The sequence below is a fragment of the Bacillus sp. 165 genome (assembly GCF_017742235.1).
Classification (GTDB): domain Bacteria; phylum Bacillota; class Bacilli; order Bacillales; family Bacillaceae_G; genus JAGHKQ01.
Genome location: NZ_JAGHKQ010000018.1, coordinates 34987 through 52212, shown reverse-complemented (window position 1 = coordinate 52212; position 17226 = coordinate 34987). Strand labels below are relative to the sequence as shown.

The following is a 17226-nucleotide window of genomic DNA, read 5'->3' as shown; positions in this document are numbered from 1 at the left end:
CTCTAATAGGTCTAGTGATGATGGCGAAGAGGTCACACCCGTTCCCATTCCGAACACGGAAGTTAAGCTCTTCAGCGCCGATGGTAGTTGGGACCTTGTCCCTGTGAGAGTAGGACGTCGCTAGGCACAAAAAAACCAGTCAAATTGACTGGTTTTTTTGTGCTTGATTTTAATAAAATATATTTTTTTGTTATAGTAGTAACTGTTTTTATTGAAAAATAAATATTGTTATTTAAATATATAAGGGGAACTGTTAATAATTAAATATATTTGTATTAATCATTTTTTATTTAAAAATTCAGAATTTTATATGTTGTAAGCGCTGTATAATTATGTAAAATACGAACGATAAACAAAGTTATGTAATAAATATTCGATATTTGTTGACACCTCTTTTAGAAAATTGGTAATATAGTTATAGAGATAATAATAAAAGCACAACCTCGTATAATCATGGGAATATGGCCCAGAAGTTTCTACCCGATAACCTTAAATTATTGGACTATGAGGGAAAGTGACTCGGTTTTCCAAAGATACCTGAGTAGAGTACTTTCTCCTATAGGAAAGCATTCTATTCAGGTATTTTTAGTTTTATAGATTAGGATTTTATTTATATATTGATATAATTTTATGGTTTTTAAATACAATAAGCATAATGGAGGTTCCTTCTATGAAAAATCCAGTAATCGGAGTAATTATGGGAAGTACGTCTGATTGGGAAACTATGAAGCATGCCTGTGATGTTCTTGAAGAGCTAGGAATTTCCTATGAGAAAAAGGTAGTATCGGCTCACCGTACACCAGATTATATGTTTGAGTATGCTGAAACTGCCAGAGAAAGAGGAATTAAAGTTATTATTGCAGGTGCAGGAGGAGCGGCTCATTTACCTGGAATGGTAGCAGCAAAAACGACATTACCGGTAATTGGTGTTCCGGTACAATCCAAAGCTCTCAATGGCTTAGATTCTCTTCTATCGATTGTACAAATGCCGGGTGGAGTTCCAGTAGCTACTGTAGCGATTGGAAAAGCTGGAGCAACAAATGCTGCTTTATTAGCGGCTGAAGTGTTAGGGGCATTTGATGCAAATGTGGCTGCTGCACTAGAAAAGCGGCGAGAAGAAACAAAAAAAACAGTACTGGAAGGCAGTGAGCTAAACTAATGGCAAAAACAATCTTACCAGGAAAAACTATCGGGATAATTGGCGGTGGTCAGTTAGGACGGATGATGGCAATTGCTGCAAAAGAGATGGGGTATTCTATTGCAGTGCTTGATCCGACGCCAAACTCACCATGCGCACAAGTAGCTGATTTTGAATTTGTGGCTCCATACAATGATTTAGAAGCCATTCGCAAGCTTGCCGAAGTAAGTGATGTTGTCACATATGAATTTGAGAATATTGACTATAAATGCCTGCAATGGCTCGAGGAGAATGCCTATTTGCCTCAGGGAAGCAGGTTACTGAACATTACGCAAAATCGTTTTACAGAAAAGAATGCTATATCTCAAGCAGGAATTAAAGTAGCACCTTACTTACTTATCGAGAGTCATGATGATTTAATGTTTGGGATTGAAAAATTTTCCTATCCGTGTGTGTTGAAAACGACAACAGGTGGATACGATGGAAAAGGACAAGTAGTTATTAAGAGTGAAGCTGATATCTCTGCGGCTCTTAAGTTAATTGAAGCGCATGAGTGTATTTTAGAAGATTGGATTCCTTTTGAAAAAGAGGTATCTGTCATAGTAGTAAGAAGTGTGGCGGGAGAAACTAAGACATTCCCTGTTTCTGAAAACATACACGTAGAAAATATTCTTCATCAGTCTATTGTTCCGGCTCGTCTTAATAAAGAAACAGAACAAAAAGCTGTGCAATACGCTGTAAGTCTTGCAAATGAACTCGAATTAGTTGGAACACTCGCAGTTGAAATGTTTGTGACTAAAGATGGAGAGATTTATATTAATGAACTTGCACCAAGACCGCATAATTCTGGTCATTATACAATGGATTCATGTGAAACATCGCAATTTCAACAACATATTCGTGCAATTTGTAATTGGCCACTTGGAGAAAGTACATTACGTACGCCGGTTGTAATGGTAAACATCCTTGGACAACATATAGAAGGAGTTTTACAAAGCATTTCGCATTTTTCTGATAGTAAATTGCATTTGTATGGGAAAAAAGAAGCAAAACATAAAAGAAAAATGGGGCACTTGAATATTTTGTCTGAAACTACGGAACAAGCTTTACAAAAAGCTGAAACACTTCAAATTTGGATGGACGAACAACAACTTGTGGAGGGAAAACGATGATCAATAGATATACTCGCCCTGAAATGGGTGCTATTTGGACAGAAGAAAATAAATTCCAAGCTTGGCTAGAAGTAGAGATTTTAGCATGTGAAGCTTGGGCAGAGCTTGGAGATATCCCAAAAGAAGACGTGAAAAAGCTTCGTGAAAATGCATCTTTTGATATTAACCGTATTTATGAAATTGAAGAAGAAACGCGTCACGATGTAGTAGCGTTTACACGTGCTGTTTCAGAAACACTTGGTGAAGAGCGTAAATGGGTGCACTACGGTTTAACTTCTACAGATGTTGTAGATACAGCTTTATCTTATTTGTTAAAGCAAGCAAATGATATTTTATTAAAAGACATTAAAAACTTTATTACAATTTTAAAGAATAAAGCTCAAGAGCATAAGTATACAGTTATGATGGGACGTACACATGGGGTGCATGCAGAGCCGACAACTTTTGGATTAAAGCTTGCTCTTTGGTACGAAGAAATGAAGCGTAACCTGAAGCGTTTTGAAGACGCTACAGAAAGTGTACGTGCTGGAAAAATTTCAGGCGCAGTAGGAACATATGCTAATATCGATCCATTTGTTGAAAAGTATGTATGTGAAAAGCTTGGATTAGAAGCAGCATCAATCTCAACTCAAACCTTGCAGAGGGATCGTCACGCACACTATATGTCAACATTGGCATTGATTGCTTCATCTATCGAAAAGATGGCAGTGGAAATTCGCGGATTACAAAAAAGTGAAACGCGTGAAGTAGAAGAGTTTTTTGCGAAGGGGCAAAAAGGATCTTCAGCAATGCCGCATAAACGTAATCCAATCGGTTCTGAAAATATGACAGGCTTAGCACGTGTGATTCGCGGGCATATGGTTACAGCTTACGAAAATGTTCCGTTATGGCATGAACGCGATATCTCTCACTCTTCCGCAGAGCGCATTATTTTGCCAGATGCAACAATCGCTTTAAATTATATGCTGAACCGTTTTGGTAACATTGTGAAAAATTTAACGGTGTTCCCGGAAAATATGAAGCGCAATATGGAAAGAACATACGGATTAATTTACTCTCAGCGTGTGATGCTGACGTTAATTGATAAGGGTATGGTTCGTGAGGAAGCGTATGACATTGTACAGCCAAAAGCAATGGAAGCTTGGGAAACACAAGTACCATTTAAGCAGTTGGTTGAAGCGGATGAGCGCATTACAAGCAAGCTTACGCAAGCAGATATCGATGAGTGCTTTAACTACGAATACCATCTGCAACATGTAGATACAATTTTTGAACGTCTTGGCTTGAACTGATAATTGTATATGGCACAGATTTTATCTTCTGTGCCATTTTTATTAATAAGATGATTCTTATTATTCTGTATTCAAGGGGGCTTACAGAGATGGAGAAGCTGGAATTACTTTATGAAGGAAAAGCAAAAAGAATCTACAAAACAAATGATGAAGAAATTGTATGGGTAGCATACAAGGACAGTGCAACAGCATTTAATGGAGAAAAGAAAGATGAAATTTCAGGAAAAGGGCGCTTGAATAACGAAATTACAAGTTTGTTATTTAAGAAGCTAGATGAAGCAGGAATTAAGAATCATTTTGTTGCACAACTTTCAGCAACTGAGCAATTAGTCAAAAAAGTCTCCATTATTCCTTTAGAAGTAGTAGTTCGTAATGTAGCGGCAGGGAGCCTTGCAAAGCGATTAGGAATGGAAGAGGGTACAACTTTACCGAATCCAATTGTAGAATTTTATTATAAAGACGATGATTTAGGGGATCCGCTTGTAACAGAGGACCATATTGCTATTTTAAACATTGCAAAACCAGAACAGCTAGTACAGTTGCGTCAATTGGGACTGAAAGTGAACGAAGTACTTTCAGAACATTTTGCGAACTGTAATGTAAGATTAATAGATTTTAAACTTGAATTTGGTATAACAAACGATGGAGAACTTATCTTAGCAGATGAGATATCACCAGATACATGCCGTCTTTGGGATAAAGAAAGCAATGAAAAGTTTGATAAGGATGTATTCCGACGCGATTTAGGAAGTTTGACAGATGCTTATGAGATTATTTTAAAACGTTTAGGGGGATTAGCATGTACAAAGTAAAAGTGTTTGTAACATTAAGAGAGAGCGTTTTAGATCCGCAAGGAAGTGCAGTGAAGGGCTCGTTACACAGTCTTTCATTCAATCAAGTACAAGATGTTCGTATCGGAAAATATATGGAATTGACAATTGAAAAATGTGATCAAAATATTGATGAAATGGTAAAAGAAATGTGTGAAAAGCTTCTTGCAAATGTTGTAATTGAAGACTATCGCTACGAAGTTGAGGAGGTTGTCACACAGTGAAATTTGCCGTAATCGTATTTCCAGGTTCTAATTGTGATGTAGATATGTACCATGCCATTAAAGACGGGCTTGGTGAAGAGGTAGAATATGTGTGGCATGATGCTGATAATTTAGATGAATATGACGGTATTTTACTGCCAGGAGGATTTTCTTACGGTGACTATCTTCGCTGCGGAGCAATCTCTCGTTTCTCTAACGTGATGAATGCAGTGAAAAAAGCGGCTGAAGCAGGAAAGCCTGTACTGGGAGTATGTAACGGATTTCAAATTTTAGTTGAAGCAGGTCTTTTGCCAGGGGCATTAATGCGCAACAAAAATATTAAATTTATGTGCCGTACAGTGGAGTTAAGAGTTGAAAATAACGGAACAATGTTTACTTCCCAATATGAACAAGGTGAGATTATTCAAATCCCAATCGCACATGGAGAAGGAAACTATTACTGTGATGAAGAGACACTACAAAAACTGATAGAGAACAATCAAATTGCTTTCCGTTATGTTAGCAATCCAAATGGAAGCTTGGAAGATATTGCAGGTATCACTAACGAGCGCGGAAATGTGTTAGGAATGATGCCGCATCCTGAGCGTGCAGCAGATGAGCTTTTAGGCGGCGCGGATGGACTGAAGCTATTTCAATCAATTTTGAAACATTGGAGGGAAACACATGTCGTTACTGCTTGAGCCAAATACACAACAAATTGAAGAACAAAGAATTTATGCAGAAATGGGCTTAACAGATGAAGAGTTTGGAATGGTAAAAAATATTCTTGGACGACTTCCAAACTATACAGAGCTTGGACTTTTCTCTGTCATGTGGTCAGAACACTGCAGCTATAAAAACTCTAAACCTGTATTACGAAAATTCCCTACAAAGGGCGAACGTGTATTACAAGGACCAGGTGAAGGTGCGGGAATTGTTGATATTGGAGATAATCAGGCTGTTGTATTTAAAATTGAGAGTCATAACCATCCATCTGCTATCGAGCCGTATCAAGGAGCAGCAACAGGGGTAGGCGGAATCATTCGTGATGTATTTTCCATGGGAGCACGTCCTATTGCTCTATTAAACTCTCTACGCTTTGGTGAATTACAATCACCTCGAGTAAAATACTTGTTTGAAGAAGTTGTTGCAGGAATTGCAGGATATGGAAACTGCATCGGCATCCCGACAGTAGGGGGCGAAGTCCAATTTGATCCTTGCTATGAAGGAAATCCTCTTGTAAACGCTATGTGTGTCGGTTTAATTAATCATGAAGATATTAAAAAAGGACAAGCACATGGAGCAGGAAATACAGTAATGTACGTAGGAGCATCTACAGGACGTGATGGTATTCACGGTGCGACATTTGCTTCAGAAGAGCTTTCTGAGGACTCAGAAGCAAAACGTCCTGCTGTCCAAGTAGGAGATCCGTTCATGGAGAAGCTGCTTTTAGAAGCATGCTTAGAGCTTATTAAATCCGATGCGTTAGTCGGAATTCAAGATATGGGTGCTGCTGGACTTACATCTTCTTCTGCTGAAATGGCGAGCAAAGCTGGCATGGGTATTGAAATGTATTTAGACGATGTGCCTCAGCGTGAAACAGGTATGACAGCGTATGAGATGATGTTATCTGAATCTCAAGAGCGTATGTTGATTGTTGTGAAAGTGGGACGTGAACAAGAAGTTATTGACTTGTTTGAAAAATATGACTTAGCAGCAGTAGCAATCGGAAAAGTAACAGAAGATAAGATGCTTCGTTTATTCCATAAAGGTGAAATGGTTGCAGAAGTTCCAGCTGATGCATTAGCAGAGGAAGCACCTGTATACCATAAACCGTCTCAAGAACCTGCATATTTTAACAAATTTCAAAATATGACAGTTGAAACACCAAAAGTAGAAGATTACAAAGAAACATTAATCAATCTTTTAGAGCAGCCTACAATTGCGAGCAAAGAGTGGGTATATGATCAATACGATTACCAAGTTCGTACTAACACAGTTGTTGCACCAGGATCTGATGCAGCAGTCGTTCGTGTACGCGATACTAATAAAGCATTAGCAATGACAACAGATTGTAACTCTCGCTACATTTATTTAGATCCAGAAACAGGCGGTAAAATTGCAGTAGCTGAAGCAGCACGTAACATCGTATGTTCAGGTGCAGAACCTTTAGCTATTACAGACTGCTTAAATTATGGTAACCCAGAAAAGCCTGAAATCTTCTGGCAAATTGAAAAATCCGTAGATGGTATGAGTGAAGCTTGTCGCGTATTAAATGCTCCAGTTATCGGCGGTAACGTATCTTTATACAATGAAAGAAGCGGAGATGCGGTTTATCCGACTCCGACAGTAGGTATGGTTGGACTAGTTCATGATACAAACCATATTACAACACAAGCGTTTAAGCAAGAAGGCGACCTTGTTTATGTAATCGGAGAAACACACGCAGAATTTGGCGGAAGCGAATTGCAAAAGATGCAATACGGCAGAATTTTCGGTAAAGCACCAGCTATTGACTTAGATGTGGAAGCTCAGCGTCAAAAACAATTGTTAGCTGCGATTCAATCCGGTCTTGTACAATCTGCTCATGACATTTCTGAAGGTGGATTTGCTGTAGCAGCTGCAGAGTGCTTAATGGGCGCAACTGGTCTTGGAGCAGACGTGAAAGTAGCAGGGGAAGAAGTTGCTTCTCTATTCTCTGAAACGCAATCTCGCTTTATTGTTTCTGTAAAACGTGAAAATAAAGAAGCGTTTGAACAAGCAGTAGAAGCGTATCTCGTAGGAGAAGTGACGGGAACAAATATGCTTGTTATACAACATGAGAGCGGAGCAGAGCTTGTAAGTGCATCTGTAGATGAAATGAGAACAGCTTGGAAAGGGGCAATCCCATGCTTGCTGAAATCAAAGGCTTAAACGAAGAGTGCGGTGTTTTTGGAGTTTGGGGGCATGAAAATGCAGCTCAAATCACGTACTACGCATTACACAGCTTGCAGCATCGCGGTCAAGAAGGTGCGGGCATTGTTGTAAATGATGGTGAACAGCTTGTTGGTCATAAGGGGTTAGGCTTAATTACAGAAGTGTTTTCAGAAGGGCAGCTTGAGAAATTAAAGGGAAAAGCAGCTATCGGTCATGTTCGTTATGCGACGGCAGGAGGAGGCGGTTACGAGAACGTACAGCCGCTTCTCTTCCGTTCTCAAACAGGAGGACTTGCTTTAGCACATAACGGAAATCTTGTAAATGCCCACCTTTTAAAATATGAGTTAGAAATGCAAGGCAGTATTTTTCAAACGACATCAGACACAGAGGTCTTAGCTCATCTTTTAAAACGAAATAGCGAATTTCCGTTACTAGAGCGAGCTAAAGTTGCTTTAAATAAAATTCAAGGTGCCTATGCATTCTTGATGATGACAGAAACAGAGATGCTTGTGGCTCTTGATCCTAATGGATTCCGTCCATTGGCATTAGGAAAACTTGGAGATGCTTATGTTGTTGCATCAGAAACTTGTGCGTTCGATATAGTAGGCGCAGAGTACATTCGTGATGTGGAACCAGGAGAGCTATTAGTTATTTCTGATCAGGGTATTAATTCTCAAACATTTACATCTAATACACAGCATGCTATTTGCAGTATGGAGTACATTTACTTTTCTCGTCCGGACAGCAATATAGCTGGTATTAACGTTCATGCAGCTCGTAAAAATATGGGGAAAATGCTGGCGAAGGAAGCTCCGATTGAGGCTGATGTGGTTACAGGTGTACCTGATTCTAGTATCTCAGCTGCCATTGGTTTTGCTGAAGCAACGGGGATTCCATATGAACTAGGGTTAATTAAAAATCGTTATGTAGGACGTACGTTTATTCAGCCTTCTCAAGAACTTCGTGAACGCGGTGTGAAAATGAAACTTTCTGCAGTTCGGGGAATCGTAGAAGGGAAACGCGTAGTTATGATTGATGATTCAATTGTACGAGGTACGACAAGCCGTCGAATTGTGCAAATGCTTCGGGATGCAGGAGCAGTTGAGGTGCATGTTCGTATTGCTGCGCCACCAATCATTAATCCATGCTATTACGGTATTGATACTTCTACACGTGAAGAGCTTATTGCATCGTCTCACAGTGTTGAGCAGATTTGTGAAGAAATTGGTGCGGATTCATTATCGTTCTTAAGTCAAGAAGGATTACTTGAAGCAATTGGAAGAAACCATACAAATGAGTTTAGGGGACAATGTATGGCATGCTTCAACGGCTGCTATCCGACACCAACTTATGAAGAAGAACTTGTTCATAACAAATGTTAGTTTCATAATGGCTTCTACTTTAGTAGAAGCCGCATTATTTTATCATGTTTTAAGAAACTGCTGGCACGAATAAAAATTTCTGTTAATAGAGGTTTCATTACACTCTCTCGAAAGGGGTTTGCAAACGATGGCGAATGCTTACAGACAAGCTGGGGTAGACATTGAAGCGGGATACGAAGCGGTTTCTCGTATGAAAAAGCATGTGCAAAAAACTATACGTCCGGAGGTGCTTGGCGGACTCGGTGGTTTTGGCGGCATGTTCGATCTTTCTAAGTTTAAATTAGAGGAACCAGTGCTAGTATCAGGCACAGATGGGGTTGGAACGAAGCTTATGCTAGCGTTTATGGCCGACAAACATGACACAATCGGTATAGATGCGGTTGCGATGTGTGTAAATGACATTGTAGTACAAGGGGCAGAGCCTTTGTTTTTTCTAGACTATATTGCATGCGGGAAAGCACATCCTGAAAAGATTGAAAGCATTGTCAAGGGAATTGCAGAAGGCTGTCAACAAGCTGGATGTGCTTTAGTCGGAGGAGAAACAGCGGAAATGCCGGGCATGTACAGTGAAGAAGAGTATGACCTTGCCGGTTTTACTGTAGGTATTGTAGATAAGAAAAAAATGATTACAGGTCAAACAATCCAAGCTGGAGATGTACTAATTGGATTATCTTCCAACGGCATCCACAGCAATGGATATTCTCTTGTCCGTAAGGCATTGCTTGAAGACGGTAAGCTTTCTTTAAATGAAACATATGGAGAGATCGGACATACACTTGGAGAAGAGTTGCTGCGCCCAACAAAAATTTACGTTAAGTCAATTTTAGAAGTGTTGAAGAAATTTGACGTGAAGGGTATGGCTCATATTACAGGCGGAGGCTTTATTGAAAATATCCCACGAATGCTTCCAGAAGGCATTGGTGCTGAGATTGATTACGGTTCTTGGCCGATTCAACCGATTTTTGATTTGTTAGAAGAGGTTGGTAAGCTGGATCGTCAAGAGATGTTCAATATTTTTAATATGGGAATCGGCATGGTCTTGGCAGTCAATCAGAAGGATTTAGTGGATGTAATTGAATTATTAGAGCAACAGGGAGAGAAGGCTTATATCATCGGTCGTACGGTAGACGGTGAAGGAGTAAGCTTTGGCGGAGGAGCAATGAAATGAATCGTTTAGCGGTGTTTGCATCAGGGAATGGTTCAAACTTTCAAGCTATTATCGATGCATGGGAGACAGGGAGATTAGAAGCGGAAATTTGCTTGCTTGTGTGCGATAGACCTGAAGCAAAAGCAATCGAACGTGCTAAGAAGCACGGTATCCCGGTTTTTGCATTCCATCCTAAAGCATATTCATCAAAAGAAGCGTTCGAATCTGATGTTTTAGCACATTTGCAAGAGGCAAAAGCAGACTGGATTATTTTAGCGGGATATATGCGTTTGATTGGCGGGACGTTATTAAGTGCTTATGGTGGCCGCATCGTCAACATCCATCCATCTTTGTTGCCAAGTTTTCCTGGTAAAGACGCGATGGGACAAGCATTGCAAGCAGGAGTAAAAATAACGGGCGTAACGGTTCATTATGTGGACGAAGGAATGGACACAGGTCCTATCATTGCCCAGCAGGCAGTAGCAATTACAGAAGGGGAGACCCTTGAAACGTTGCAGAAGAAAATTCATGAGGTAGAGCATTCCTTGTATGTTCATACTATCGGAAAATTATTGCAAACAGGAGCGAGAGTGTAATGAAAAAACGTGCATTAGTAAGTGTGTCCAATAAAGAAGGAATCGTTTCTTTTGTAAAAGGCTTGCTTGAGCAAGGTGTAGAAGTCATTTCAACAGGCGGAACAAAGAAATTATTACAAGAAAGCGGTTTGGATGTTATTGGAATTTCAGAAGTAACAGGCTTTCCAGAGATTATGGATGGCCGCGTAAAAACATTGCACCCGAGCATTCATGGTGGATTATTAGCAGTTCGAAACAACGAAAAGCATATGGAGCAAATCAATGAGCTAGGTATTCAGCCAATTGACTTTGTTGTTGTTAACTTATATCCGTTCAAAGAAACGATTGCAAAAGAAGGCGTAACGTTTGAAGATGCGATTGAAAATATCGATATCGGCGGACCTACAATGATTCGTTCAGCGGCAAAAAATCATGAATTTGTAACTGTAGTAGTGGACCCGACTGATTATAGTACAGTTCTAGCAGAGCTTAAAGAGAACGGCAAGGTGTCTGTTGATGTAAATCGTAAGCTTGCAGCAAAAGTATTCCGTCATACAGCAGCATACGATGCTTTAATTGCGGAATATTTAACAAAGCAAGCAGGTGAAGAAAGTCCAGAGTCATACACAGTTACTTTTGAGAAAAAACAAGATTTACGTTATGGGGAAAACCCGCATCAAAAAGCAGCGTTCTATAAACAGCCGTTAGCAACAACATCTTCAATTGCATTTGCTACCCAATTACATGGGAAAGAGCTTTCTTATAATAACATCAATGATGCAGATGCTGCCTTAAGCATTGTTAAGGAATTCAGTGAGCCTGCAGTTGTAGCAGTAAAGCATATGAATCCGTGCGGTGTTGGTGTTGGCCTAGATATTCATGAGGCGTACCAACGTGCCTATGAAGCTGATCCAGTTTCTATCTTCGGCGGCATTGTGGCTGCTAATCGTGAAATTGATCGTGCAACAGCAGAAAAAATGCATGAAATTTTCTTAGAAATTATTATTGCTCCTTCATTCACTGAAGAAGCATTAGAAGTATTACAGAGTAAGAAAAATTTACGATTATTAACAGTAGACGTTGAAAAGAGCCCAGTAGCGAGTAAGTGCCTTACTTCTGTACAAGGCGGCTTATTAATGCAAGAAGAAGACGTATTATCTTTAGAGGATGCAACCATTGCGATTCCAACGAAACGCGAGCCTAATGAACAAGAGTGGGAAGACTTAAAGCTTGCATGGAAAGTGGTTAAGCACGTGAAATCCAATGCTATTGTATTAGCAAAGAATAATATGACAATTGGAATCGGAGCAGGACAAATGAATCGTGTCGGCGCTGCAATGATTGCTATCAATCAGGCTGGTGAAAAAGCACAAGGTTCAGCACTTGCTTCAGATGCGTTTTTCCCAATGGATGATACAGTAGAAGCTGCGGCAAAAGCAGGTGTAACAGCTATTATTCAACCTGGCGGCTCCATTCGTGATGAAGACTCTATCAAAAAAGCAGATGAGTATGGTATCACAATGGTCTTTACAGGAGTACGTCACTTTAAACATTAATTTCTATGCTGGAGCCTTTTACAGGCTCCGGCTTCTATTCTTTTTCAGGAAGGGGCAAAATCATGAACGTATTAGTCATTGGGCGCGGCGGGCGCGAACATGCATTAGCTTGGAAGTTGAAACAATCGGAGAAGGTAGAAAACGTATTTGTTGCTCCAGGTAATGAAGGAATGAAGGATGTTGCCACTCTTGTTCATATAGACGAAAATGATTTTGATGGATTACTGTCATTTGCAAAAGATAACAAAGTGGAGTTAACAGTAGTTGGACCGGAAGTACCGCTTATCAATGGAATTGTAAACCGCTTTGAGGAAGAAGGACTTCGTGTATTTGGTCCGCGTAAAGAAGCAGCAGTAATTGAAGGAAGCAAGGCTTTTACAAAAGAACTGATGAGAAAATATAATATACCGACAGCTGATTATGAAACGTTCACGGATTACGAAGAAGCGGCAGCGTATATTGAAACAATCGGTGCTCCTATAGTAATTAAAGCGGACGGTTTAGCTGCAGGTAAAGGTGTTACAGTGGCAATGACATTAGAAGAAGCGCTAATAGCTGTCAAAGAAATGATGATGGATGAAAAGTTTGGGGAAGCAAGTAAGAAAGTTGTAATTGAAGAGTTTTTAGAAGGTCAAGAGTTTTCCTTAATGGCATTTGTGAGTGAAACAAATGTATATCCGATGGTCATTGCGCAAGATCATAAAAGAGCATTCAATAATGATGAAGGTCCAAATACAGGTGGAATGGGTGCGTATTCTCCAGTTCCTCAAATCCCTGAGGAAGCAGTAGAGCAAGCGATTAACACTATTTTACATCCTGTCGCAAACGCAATGGTGCAAGAAAATCGTGCGTTTACGGGTATTTTATATGCGGGTCTTATATTGACTAAGCAAGGTCCAAAAGTAATCGAGTTCAATGCCCGCTTTGGCGATCCGGAAACAGAGGTTGTATTGCCGCGCTTGGAAAATGATCTCGCAGATGTGATGATTAAGCTTCTCGATAAGCAAGAATTAGAGCTACAATGGTCTGAAGAAGCTGTAATAGGAGTAGTATTAGCTGCGAAAGGGTATCCGGAAAGCTATGAAAAAGGCTATAAGATTACCGGGTTTGAAAAGCTGCAACAAGATACTCTTGTATTCCATGCTGGTACAGCAGTAAAAGATGGTGAATTTGTGACTAACGGAGGCCGTGTATTATTTGTTGCTCGTAAAAGCAGTGATTTACAAGCAGCGCAAGAACAAGTCTACAAAGAGCTACACCATATTGAAAGTGCTGGTTTATTTTATCGTACCGATATTGGTCACAAAGCCATTAGCTACGTTAAATCCTAATAATACAAGAGGCTGTCCTGTGAATAGGACAGCCTCACATGCTTATATAGCAGCAGTTGACACAAACTGCTTTAGCATTCTGTTCGTCTATAGATTCTTCTTCTGAATTCCCAATGGATTTCGTACCCAGAACCCGTAATCAGTATATGTTTAAGAAGCATTAATTGCTTCTTGTATAGTAGTATCTTTCTTTTTTGTTTTGTTCATATCCGGTAAATTTATGAAATCCATGCCTTTTGTTACACTCTTAGCAGCGTTCATATATTTCCCCAGCTTCATTGCCTCTGTTATTGGACAGAATCTTAGTATTCCTTCTGCCACTTTCATTGCCCCTAAAAATATTGCAAATTTTGCAGAAGAACACCACGGTTTACGTACAAGCTTTGAAGTTCCTAAGCCTACTATGGTCAGTCCTAACGTAATGCGTATAAGAGCATTAATAATTCCGATATTTTGCTTCAATCGAAACAGCTCCTTCCAAGCACTTTAAAATGGAACTTATCTTCCATTTCATTAATTATTGTTCCTCTGCTTATTCCCGCTATGCAAACCAACTTTAGGATAAGCTAAAGATGTAAGCTTTAAAAGGAAAATGCAGTTATGTACCATAGTAAAGAATAATCCCAAGAGGCTATCTGTAAAGGCTTAAACATGAGTATATGCTTAGCAAAAATGCTAAAAACAGACTATTTGGTCGTACTCGGTTTTTCTGCCGATTTTTGCTATAATGATTAAATGCCATAATAAATTAGGGGGATAGCGTCGTGTACGATATTACTCAATGGAAGCATGTATTTAAACTCGATCCTAATAAGGATATTAGCGATAAAGATTTGGAACTCATTTGTGAATCTGGTACAGATGCGGTGATTGTTGGGGGCAGCGACGGAATTACAATTGATAATGTTTTGTTTATGCTGGCTCGTATTCGTCGTTATACTGTGCCTTGTGTATTAGAAGTATCAACAATAGATTCTGTGACACCCGGGTTTGATTACTACTATATTCCAACAGTTTTAAATAGCAAAAATCCAGACTGGATTATTGGGTTGCATCATCAGGCATTCAAAGAATTTGGTCAACTTATGAATTGGGAAGAAATTTTTGTTGAAGGTTACTGTATTTTAAATGAAGAATCTAAAGTGGCAAATTTGACGGAAGCAAATTGCGCGCTGACAGACGAAGACGTAGTTGCTTATGCGCAAATGGCGGAAAAACTGTTCCGTTTACCAATTTTTTACTTGGAGTACAGTGGTACATATGGAGATCCAGATCTTGTGAAGAAAGTAAAATCTCAATTAATGGAAACGAAGCTGTATTATGGTGGCGGTATTGAAACCGTTGCACAGGCTGAAGAGATGGCTCAGCATGCTGATACAGTTGTAGTAGGAAATATTATTTATACTGATATAAAAGAAGCTTTGCGTACTGTAAAAGCAGTAAAGAAGTAAAAAAGGACGGTGAAACAATGAGCACTTCACTATTATCTGGATTGAATCCACCACAACAAGAGGCAGTAAGGACCACGGATGGTCCACTATTATTGATGGCGGGAGCGGGGAGTGGGAAGACACGCGTATTAACCCACCGTATTGCTTATTTGCTTTCTGAAAAAGATGTAGCTCCTTGGAATGTGTTAGCAATTACGTTTACAAATAAAGCGGCTAGAGAAATGAGAGAGCGTATTGATAAATTAGTGGGTCCAGAAGCAAATGATATTTGGATTTCAACATTTCATTCTATGTGTGTACGTATTTTACGTCGTGATATAGATCGTCTAGGTGTTAATCGTAACTTTACGATTTTAGATGATAGTGATCAATTGACAGTCATTAAAAATATTTTAAAGGAGCGGAACGTTGATACAAAGAAATTTGATCCTCGTGCATTGCTCAGCAGTATTAGTAATTTAAAGAATGAACTGGTTACGCCGGAAGAATTCACAAAAAAAATACAACCTGGTGATCCATTTGAAGGGATGGTAAGCGAAGTTTATCAAGAGTATCAAAAAAGACTGTTGAAAAACCATGCCCTTGATTTTGATGATCTCATTATGACCACAATTCAGTTATTCAAACGTGTCCCTGAGGTGTTGGAATTTTATCAGCGTAAATTTCAATATATCCATGTGGACGAGTATCAGGATACGAACCGTGCTCAATATTTATTGGTGAAAATGATGGCAGAGCGTTTTAAGAATTTATGTGTAGTAGGTGATTCGGACCAATCTATTTACCGTTGGCGCGGTGCAGATATCGCAAATATCCTTTCCTTTGAAAAGGATTACCCGAATGCAAAAGTAATTCTGCTGGAGCAAAATTATCGATCCACACAAAGTATTCTCGATGCTGCAAATGCAGTTATCGAAAACAATGTAAACCGAAAACCAAAAAACTTATGGACAAATAATCCTCCAGGACAAAAAATTTCATATTATCGTGCAGGGACAGAACAAGAAGAGGCCTATTTTGTTGCTAAAAAAATCAAGGAATTCACAGTGGAGAGCAGCCGTGATTATAGTGACATAGCTGTTTTATACCGTACGAATGCCCAATCGCGTGTAGTGGAGGAAATATTCTTAAAATCCAATATTCCATACAAAATTGTGGGAGGCACAAAGTTCTATGATCGTAAAGAGATTAAAGACATATTGGCCTACCTGCGTTTAATTGCCAATCCTGATGATGAGATTAGCTTTGCGCGCATTATAAATGTGCCAAAGCGAGGGGTAGGAGCATCTTCTATTGATAAAATTAGGAACTATGGTGCGCAAAATGATTTAGCGCTTACAGAAACGCTAGAGCAAATTGATTTTGTAGGTTTGAGCGGAAAGATTACTGCTGCTATTGTAAAATTCCATAATCAATTAAATAACTGGGTGAACATGCAGGAATACTTATCTGTAACTGAGCTTGTAGAAGAAGTGCTCGATAAAACAGGTTATCGCGATATGTTGAAGAATGAACGATCGATTGAAGCCGAAGCGCGTTTAGAAAACATTAACGAATTTTTATCTGTAACACAAAATTTTGAATCACAAAGTGAAGATAAAAGCTTAGTCGCTTTCTTGACGGACCTTGCTTTAGTCGCTGATATTAATCGTGCGGATGAAGATGAAGAAGAGAAATCAGAAGTTGTATTAATGACAATGCACTCTGCAAAAGGCTTAGAGTTTCCTGTTGTTTTCATTTTAGGATTAGAGGAAGGGATTTTTCCTCATACCCGTTCTTTGTTTGATGAAACTGAAATGGAGGAAGAGCGTCGACTGGCGTATGTAGGTATTACGAGAGCAGAAGAAGAGCTGTATTTGACAAATGCACAAATGCGAACACTGTTTGGCAGAACAAATATCAATTCAGAATCCCGCTTTCTTGCAGAAATTCCAGAACATTTATTAGAGCTTCTTCATCAGAAACCACCAATACGGAAGGCCGTGCCAACTGCATCGATGAACCGAGGTTCTATGCTTCGTTCTGTTCAAAAAACGACAGGCGGCGAGCAAATGGGTTGGAAGGTTGGTGACAAAGCGACTCATAAAGTATGGGGAATAGGTACCGTTGTAAGTGTGAAAGGAGAGGGAGATGCAATGGAGCTTGATATTGCATTCCCTAGTCCAATTGGCATTAAACGACTGTTAGCGAAGTTCGCTCCAATTACAAAAGTATGAGCAAAAGGGGTGAGATA

At 39.5% G+C, this 17226-nt stretch carries 15 protein-coding genes, 1 rRNA gene and 1 riboswitch; of the genes, 15 read left to right on the top strand and 1 reads right to left on the bottom strand.

What is annotated here, in order from left to right; translation table 11 throughout:
* The first annotated feature begins 10 nt into the window (after positions 1-10).
* The 13 genes from rrf to purD all read left to right on the top strand — a co-directional run bounded on the left by rrf (position 11) and on the right by purD (position 13542).
* Positions 11-126: ribosomal RNA gene (gene rrf, locus J7Q84_RS16555) — 5S ribosomal RNA — on the top strand.
* 297 nt (positions 127-423) lie between these two features.
* Positions 424-525: riboswitch (purine riboswitch) on the top strand.
* A 145-nt stretch (positions 526-670) separates the two neighbouring features.
* A complete protein-coding gene (purE, locus tag J7Q84_RS16550; protein WP_209096137.1) occupies positions 671-1159 on the top strand; it encodes a 5-(carboxyamino)imidazole ribonucleotide mutase in 489 nt (162 codons plus the stop codon).
* On the top strand, positions 1159-2310 hold the full coding sequence (purK, locus tag J7Q84_RS16545) for a 5-(carboxyamino)imidazole ribonucleotide synthase (RefSeq protein ID WP_209096135.1): 1152 nt from the start codon (positions 1159-1161) through the stop codon (positions 2308-2310). The genes purE and purK overlap by 1 nt, the downstream gene beginning before the upstream one ends.
* Positions 2307-3602 carry an adenylosuccinate lyase gene (gene purB, locus J7Q84_RS16540; RefSeq protein ID WP_209096133.1) on the top strand — a complete coding sequence of 432 codons (1296 nt, stop codon included), beginning with the start codon at positions 2307-2309 and terminating at the stop codon, positions 3600-3602. Before purK ends, purB begins: the two co-directional genes overlap by 4 nt.
* Positions 3603-3691: 89 nt before the next feature.
* Positions 3692-4414 carry a phosphoribosylaminoimidazolesuccinocarboxamide synthase gene (purC, locus tag J7Q84_RS16535; RefSeq protein WP_209096131.1) on the top strand — a complete coding sequence of 241 codons (723 nt, stop codon included), beginning with the start codon at positions 3692-3694 and terminating at the stop codon, positions 4412-4414.
* Complete coding sequence (gene purS / locus J7Q84_RS16530; RefSeq protein WP_209096128.1) at positions 4402-4656, top strand: phosphoribosylformylglycinamidine synthase subunit PurS; 255 nt, start codon at positions 4402-4404, stop codon at positions 4654-4656. Before purC ends, purS begins: the two co-directional genes overlap by 13 nt.
* Positions 4653-5336, top strand: coding sequence for a phosphoribosylformylglycinamidine synthase subunit PurQ (gene purQ, locus J7Q84_RS16525; RefSeq protein WP_209096127.1), 684 nt, complete (start codon positions 4653-4655; stop codon positions 5334-5336). Before purS ends, purQ begins: the two co-directional genes overlap by 4 nt.
* On the top strand, positions 5320-7548 hold the full coding sequence (purL, locus tag J7Q84_RS16520; RefSeq protein WP_209096125.1) for a phosphoribosylformylglycinamidine synthase subunit PurL: 2229 nt from the start codon (positions 5320-5322) through the stop codon (positions 7546-7548). The genes purQ and purL overlap by 17 nt, the downstream gene beginning before the upstream one ends.
* Positions 7524-8933: an amidophosphoribosyltransferase gene (gene purF / locus J7Q84_RS16515; protein WP_209096123.1), complete on the top strand. Its 1410-nt coding sequence runs from the start codon at positions 7524-7526 to the stop codon at positions 8931-8933. The genes purL and purF overlap by 25 nt, the downstream gene beginning before the upstream one ends.
* Before the next feature lie 127 nt (positions 8934-9060).
* Entirely contained in the window at positions 9061-10101 is a 1041-nt protein-coding gene (gene purM / locus J7Q84_RS16510) for a phosphoribosylformylglycinamidine cyclo-ligase (protein ID WP_209096121.1), read from the top strand.
* Complete coding sequence (purN, locus tag J7Q84_RS16505) at positions 10098-10676, top strand: phosphoribosylglycinamide formyltransferase (RefSeq protein ID WP_209096120.1); 579 nt, start codon at positions 10098-10100, stop codon at positions 10674-10676. The genes purM and purN overlap by 4 nt, the downstream gene beginning before the upstream one ends.
* Positions 10676-12211, top strand: a complete 1536-nt coding sequence (purH, locus tag J7Q84_RS16500) for a bifunctional phosphoribosylaminoimidazolecarboxamide formyltransferase/IMP cyclohydrolase (RefSeq protein WP_209096119.1) — start codon at positions 10676-10678, stop codon at positions 12209-12211. The genes purN and purH overlap by 1 nt, the downstream gene beginning before the upstream one ends.
* 62 nt (positions 12212-12273) lie before the next feature.
* Positions 12274-13542, top strand: a complete 1269-nt coding sequence (purD, locus tag J7Q84_RS16495; protein ID WP_209096118.1) for a phosphoribosylamine--glycine ligase — start codon at positions 12274-12276, stop codon at positions 13540-13542.
* A 150-nt stretch (positions 13543-13692) separates the two neighbouring features.
* Here purD and J7Q84_RS16490 read toward each other — a convergent pair whose 3' ends face one another.
* Complete coding sequence (locus J7Q84_RS16490) at positions 13693-14004, bottom strand: YgaP family membrane protein (RefSeq protein WP_209096117.1); 312 nt, start codon at positions 14002-14004, stop codon at positions 13693-13695.
* 302 nt (positions 14005-14306) lie between these two features.
* Here J7Q84_RS16490 and pcrB point away from each other — a divergent pair, with 302 nt between their 5' ends.
* Together pcrB and pcrA are read left to right on the top strand one after the other, a co-directional pair.
* Positions 14307-14993, top strand: coding sequence for a heptaprenylglyceryl phosphate synthase (gene pcrB, locus J7Q84_RS16485; protein WP_209096116.1), 687 nt, complete (start codon positions 14307-14309; stop codon positions 14991-14993).
* Between the two features lie 17 nt (positions 14994-15010).
* Positions 15011-17209, top strand: coding sequence for a DNA helicase PcrA (pcrA, locus tag J7Q84_RS16480; protein ID WP_209096115.1), 2199 nt, complete (start codon positions 15011-15013; stop codon positions 17207-17209).
* Positions 17210-17226: the final 17 nt, after the last annotated feature.

What these genes read in the sequence shown, in the direction of transcription:
- purH (WP_209096119.1), top strand. Translation starts at nt 10,676, where the DNA reads ATGAAAAAACGTGCATTAGTAAGTGTGTCCAATAAAGAAGGAATCGTT.
- purD (WP_209096118.1), top strand. Translation starts at nt 12,274, where the DNA reads ATGAACGTATTAGTCATTGGGCGCGGCGGGCGCGAACATGCATTAGCT.
- pcrA (WP_209096115.1), top strand. Translation starts at nt 15,011, where the DNA reads ATGAGCACTTCACTATTATCTGGATTGAATCCACCACAACAAGAGGCA.
- purS (WP_209096128.1), top strand. Translation starts at nt 4,402, where the DNA reads ATGTACAAAGTAAAAGTGTTTGTAACATTAAGAGAGAGCGTTTTAGAT.
- purC (WP_209096131.1), top strand. Translation starts at nt 3,692, where the DNA reads ATGGAGAAGCTGGAATTACTTTATGAAGGAAAAGCAAAAAGAATCTAC.
- purK (WP_209096135.1), top strand. Translation starts at nt 1,159, where the DNA reads ATGGCAAAAACAATCTTACCAGGAAAAACTATCGGGATAATTGGCGGT.
- purL (WP_209096125.1), top strand. Translation starts at nt 5,320, where the DNA reads ATGTCGTTACTGCTTGAGCCAAATACACAACAAATTGAAGAACAAAGA.
- purB (WP_209096133.1), top strand. Translation starts at nt 2,307, where the DNA reads ATGATCAATAGATATACTCGCCCTGAAATGGGTGCTATTTGGACAGAA.
- purM (WP_209096121.1), top strand. Translation starts at nt 9,061, where the DNA reads ATGGCGAATGCTTACAGACAAGCTGGGGTAGACATTGAAGCGGGATAC.
- purF (WP_209096123.1), top strand. Translation starts at nt 7,524, where the DNA reads ATGCTTGCTGAAATCAAAGGCTTAAACGAAGAGTGCGGTGTTTTTGGA.
- purN (WP_209096120.1), top strand. Translation starts at nt 10,098, where the DNA reads ATGAATCGTTTAGCGGTGTTTGCATCAGGGAATGGTTCAAACTTTCAA.
- purE (WP_209096137.1), top strand. Translation starts at nt 671, where the DNA reads ATGAAAAATCCAGTAATCGGAGTAATTATGGGAAGTACGTCTGATTGG.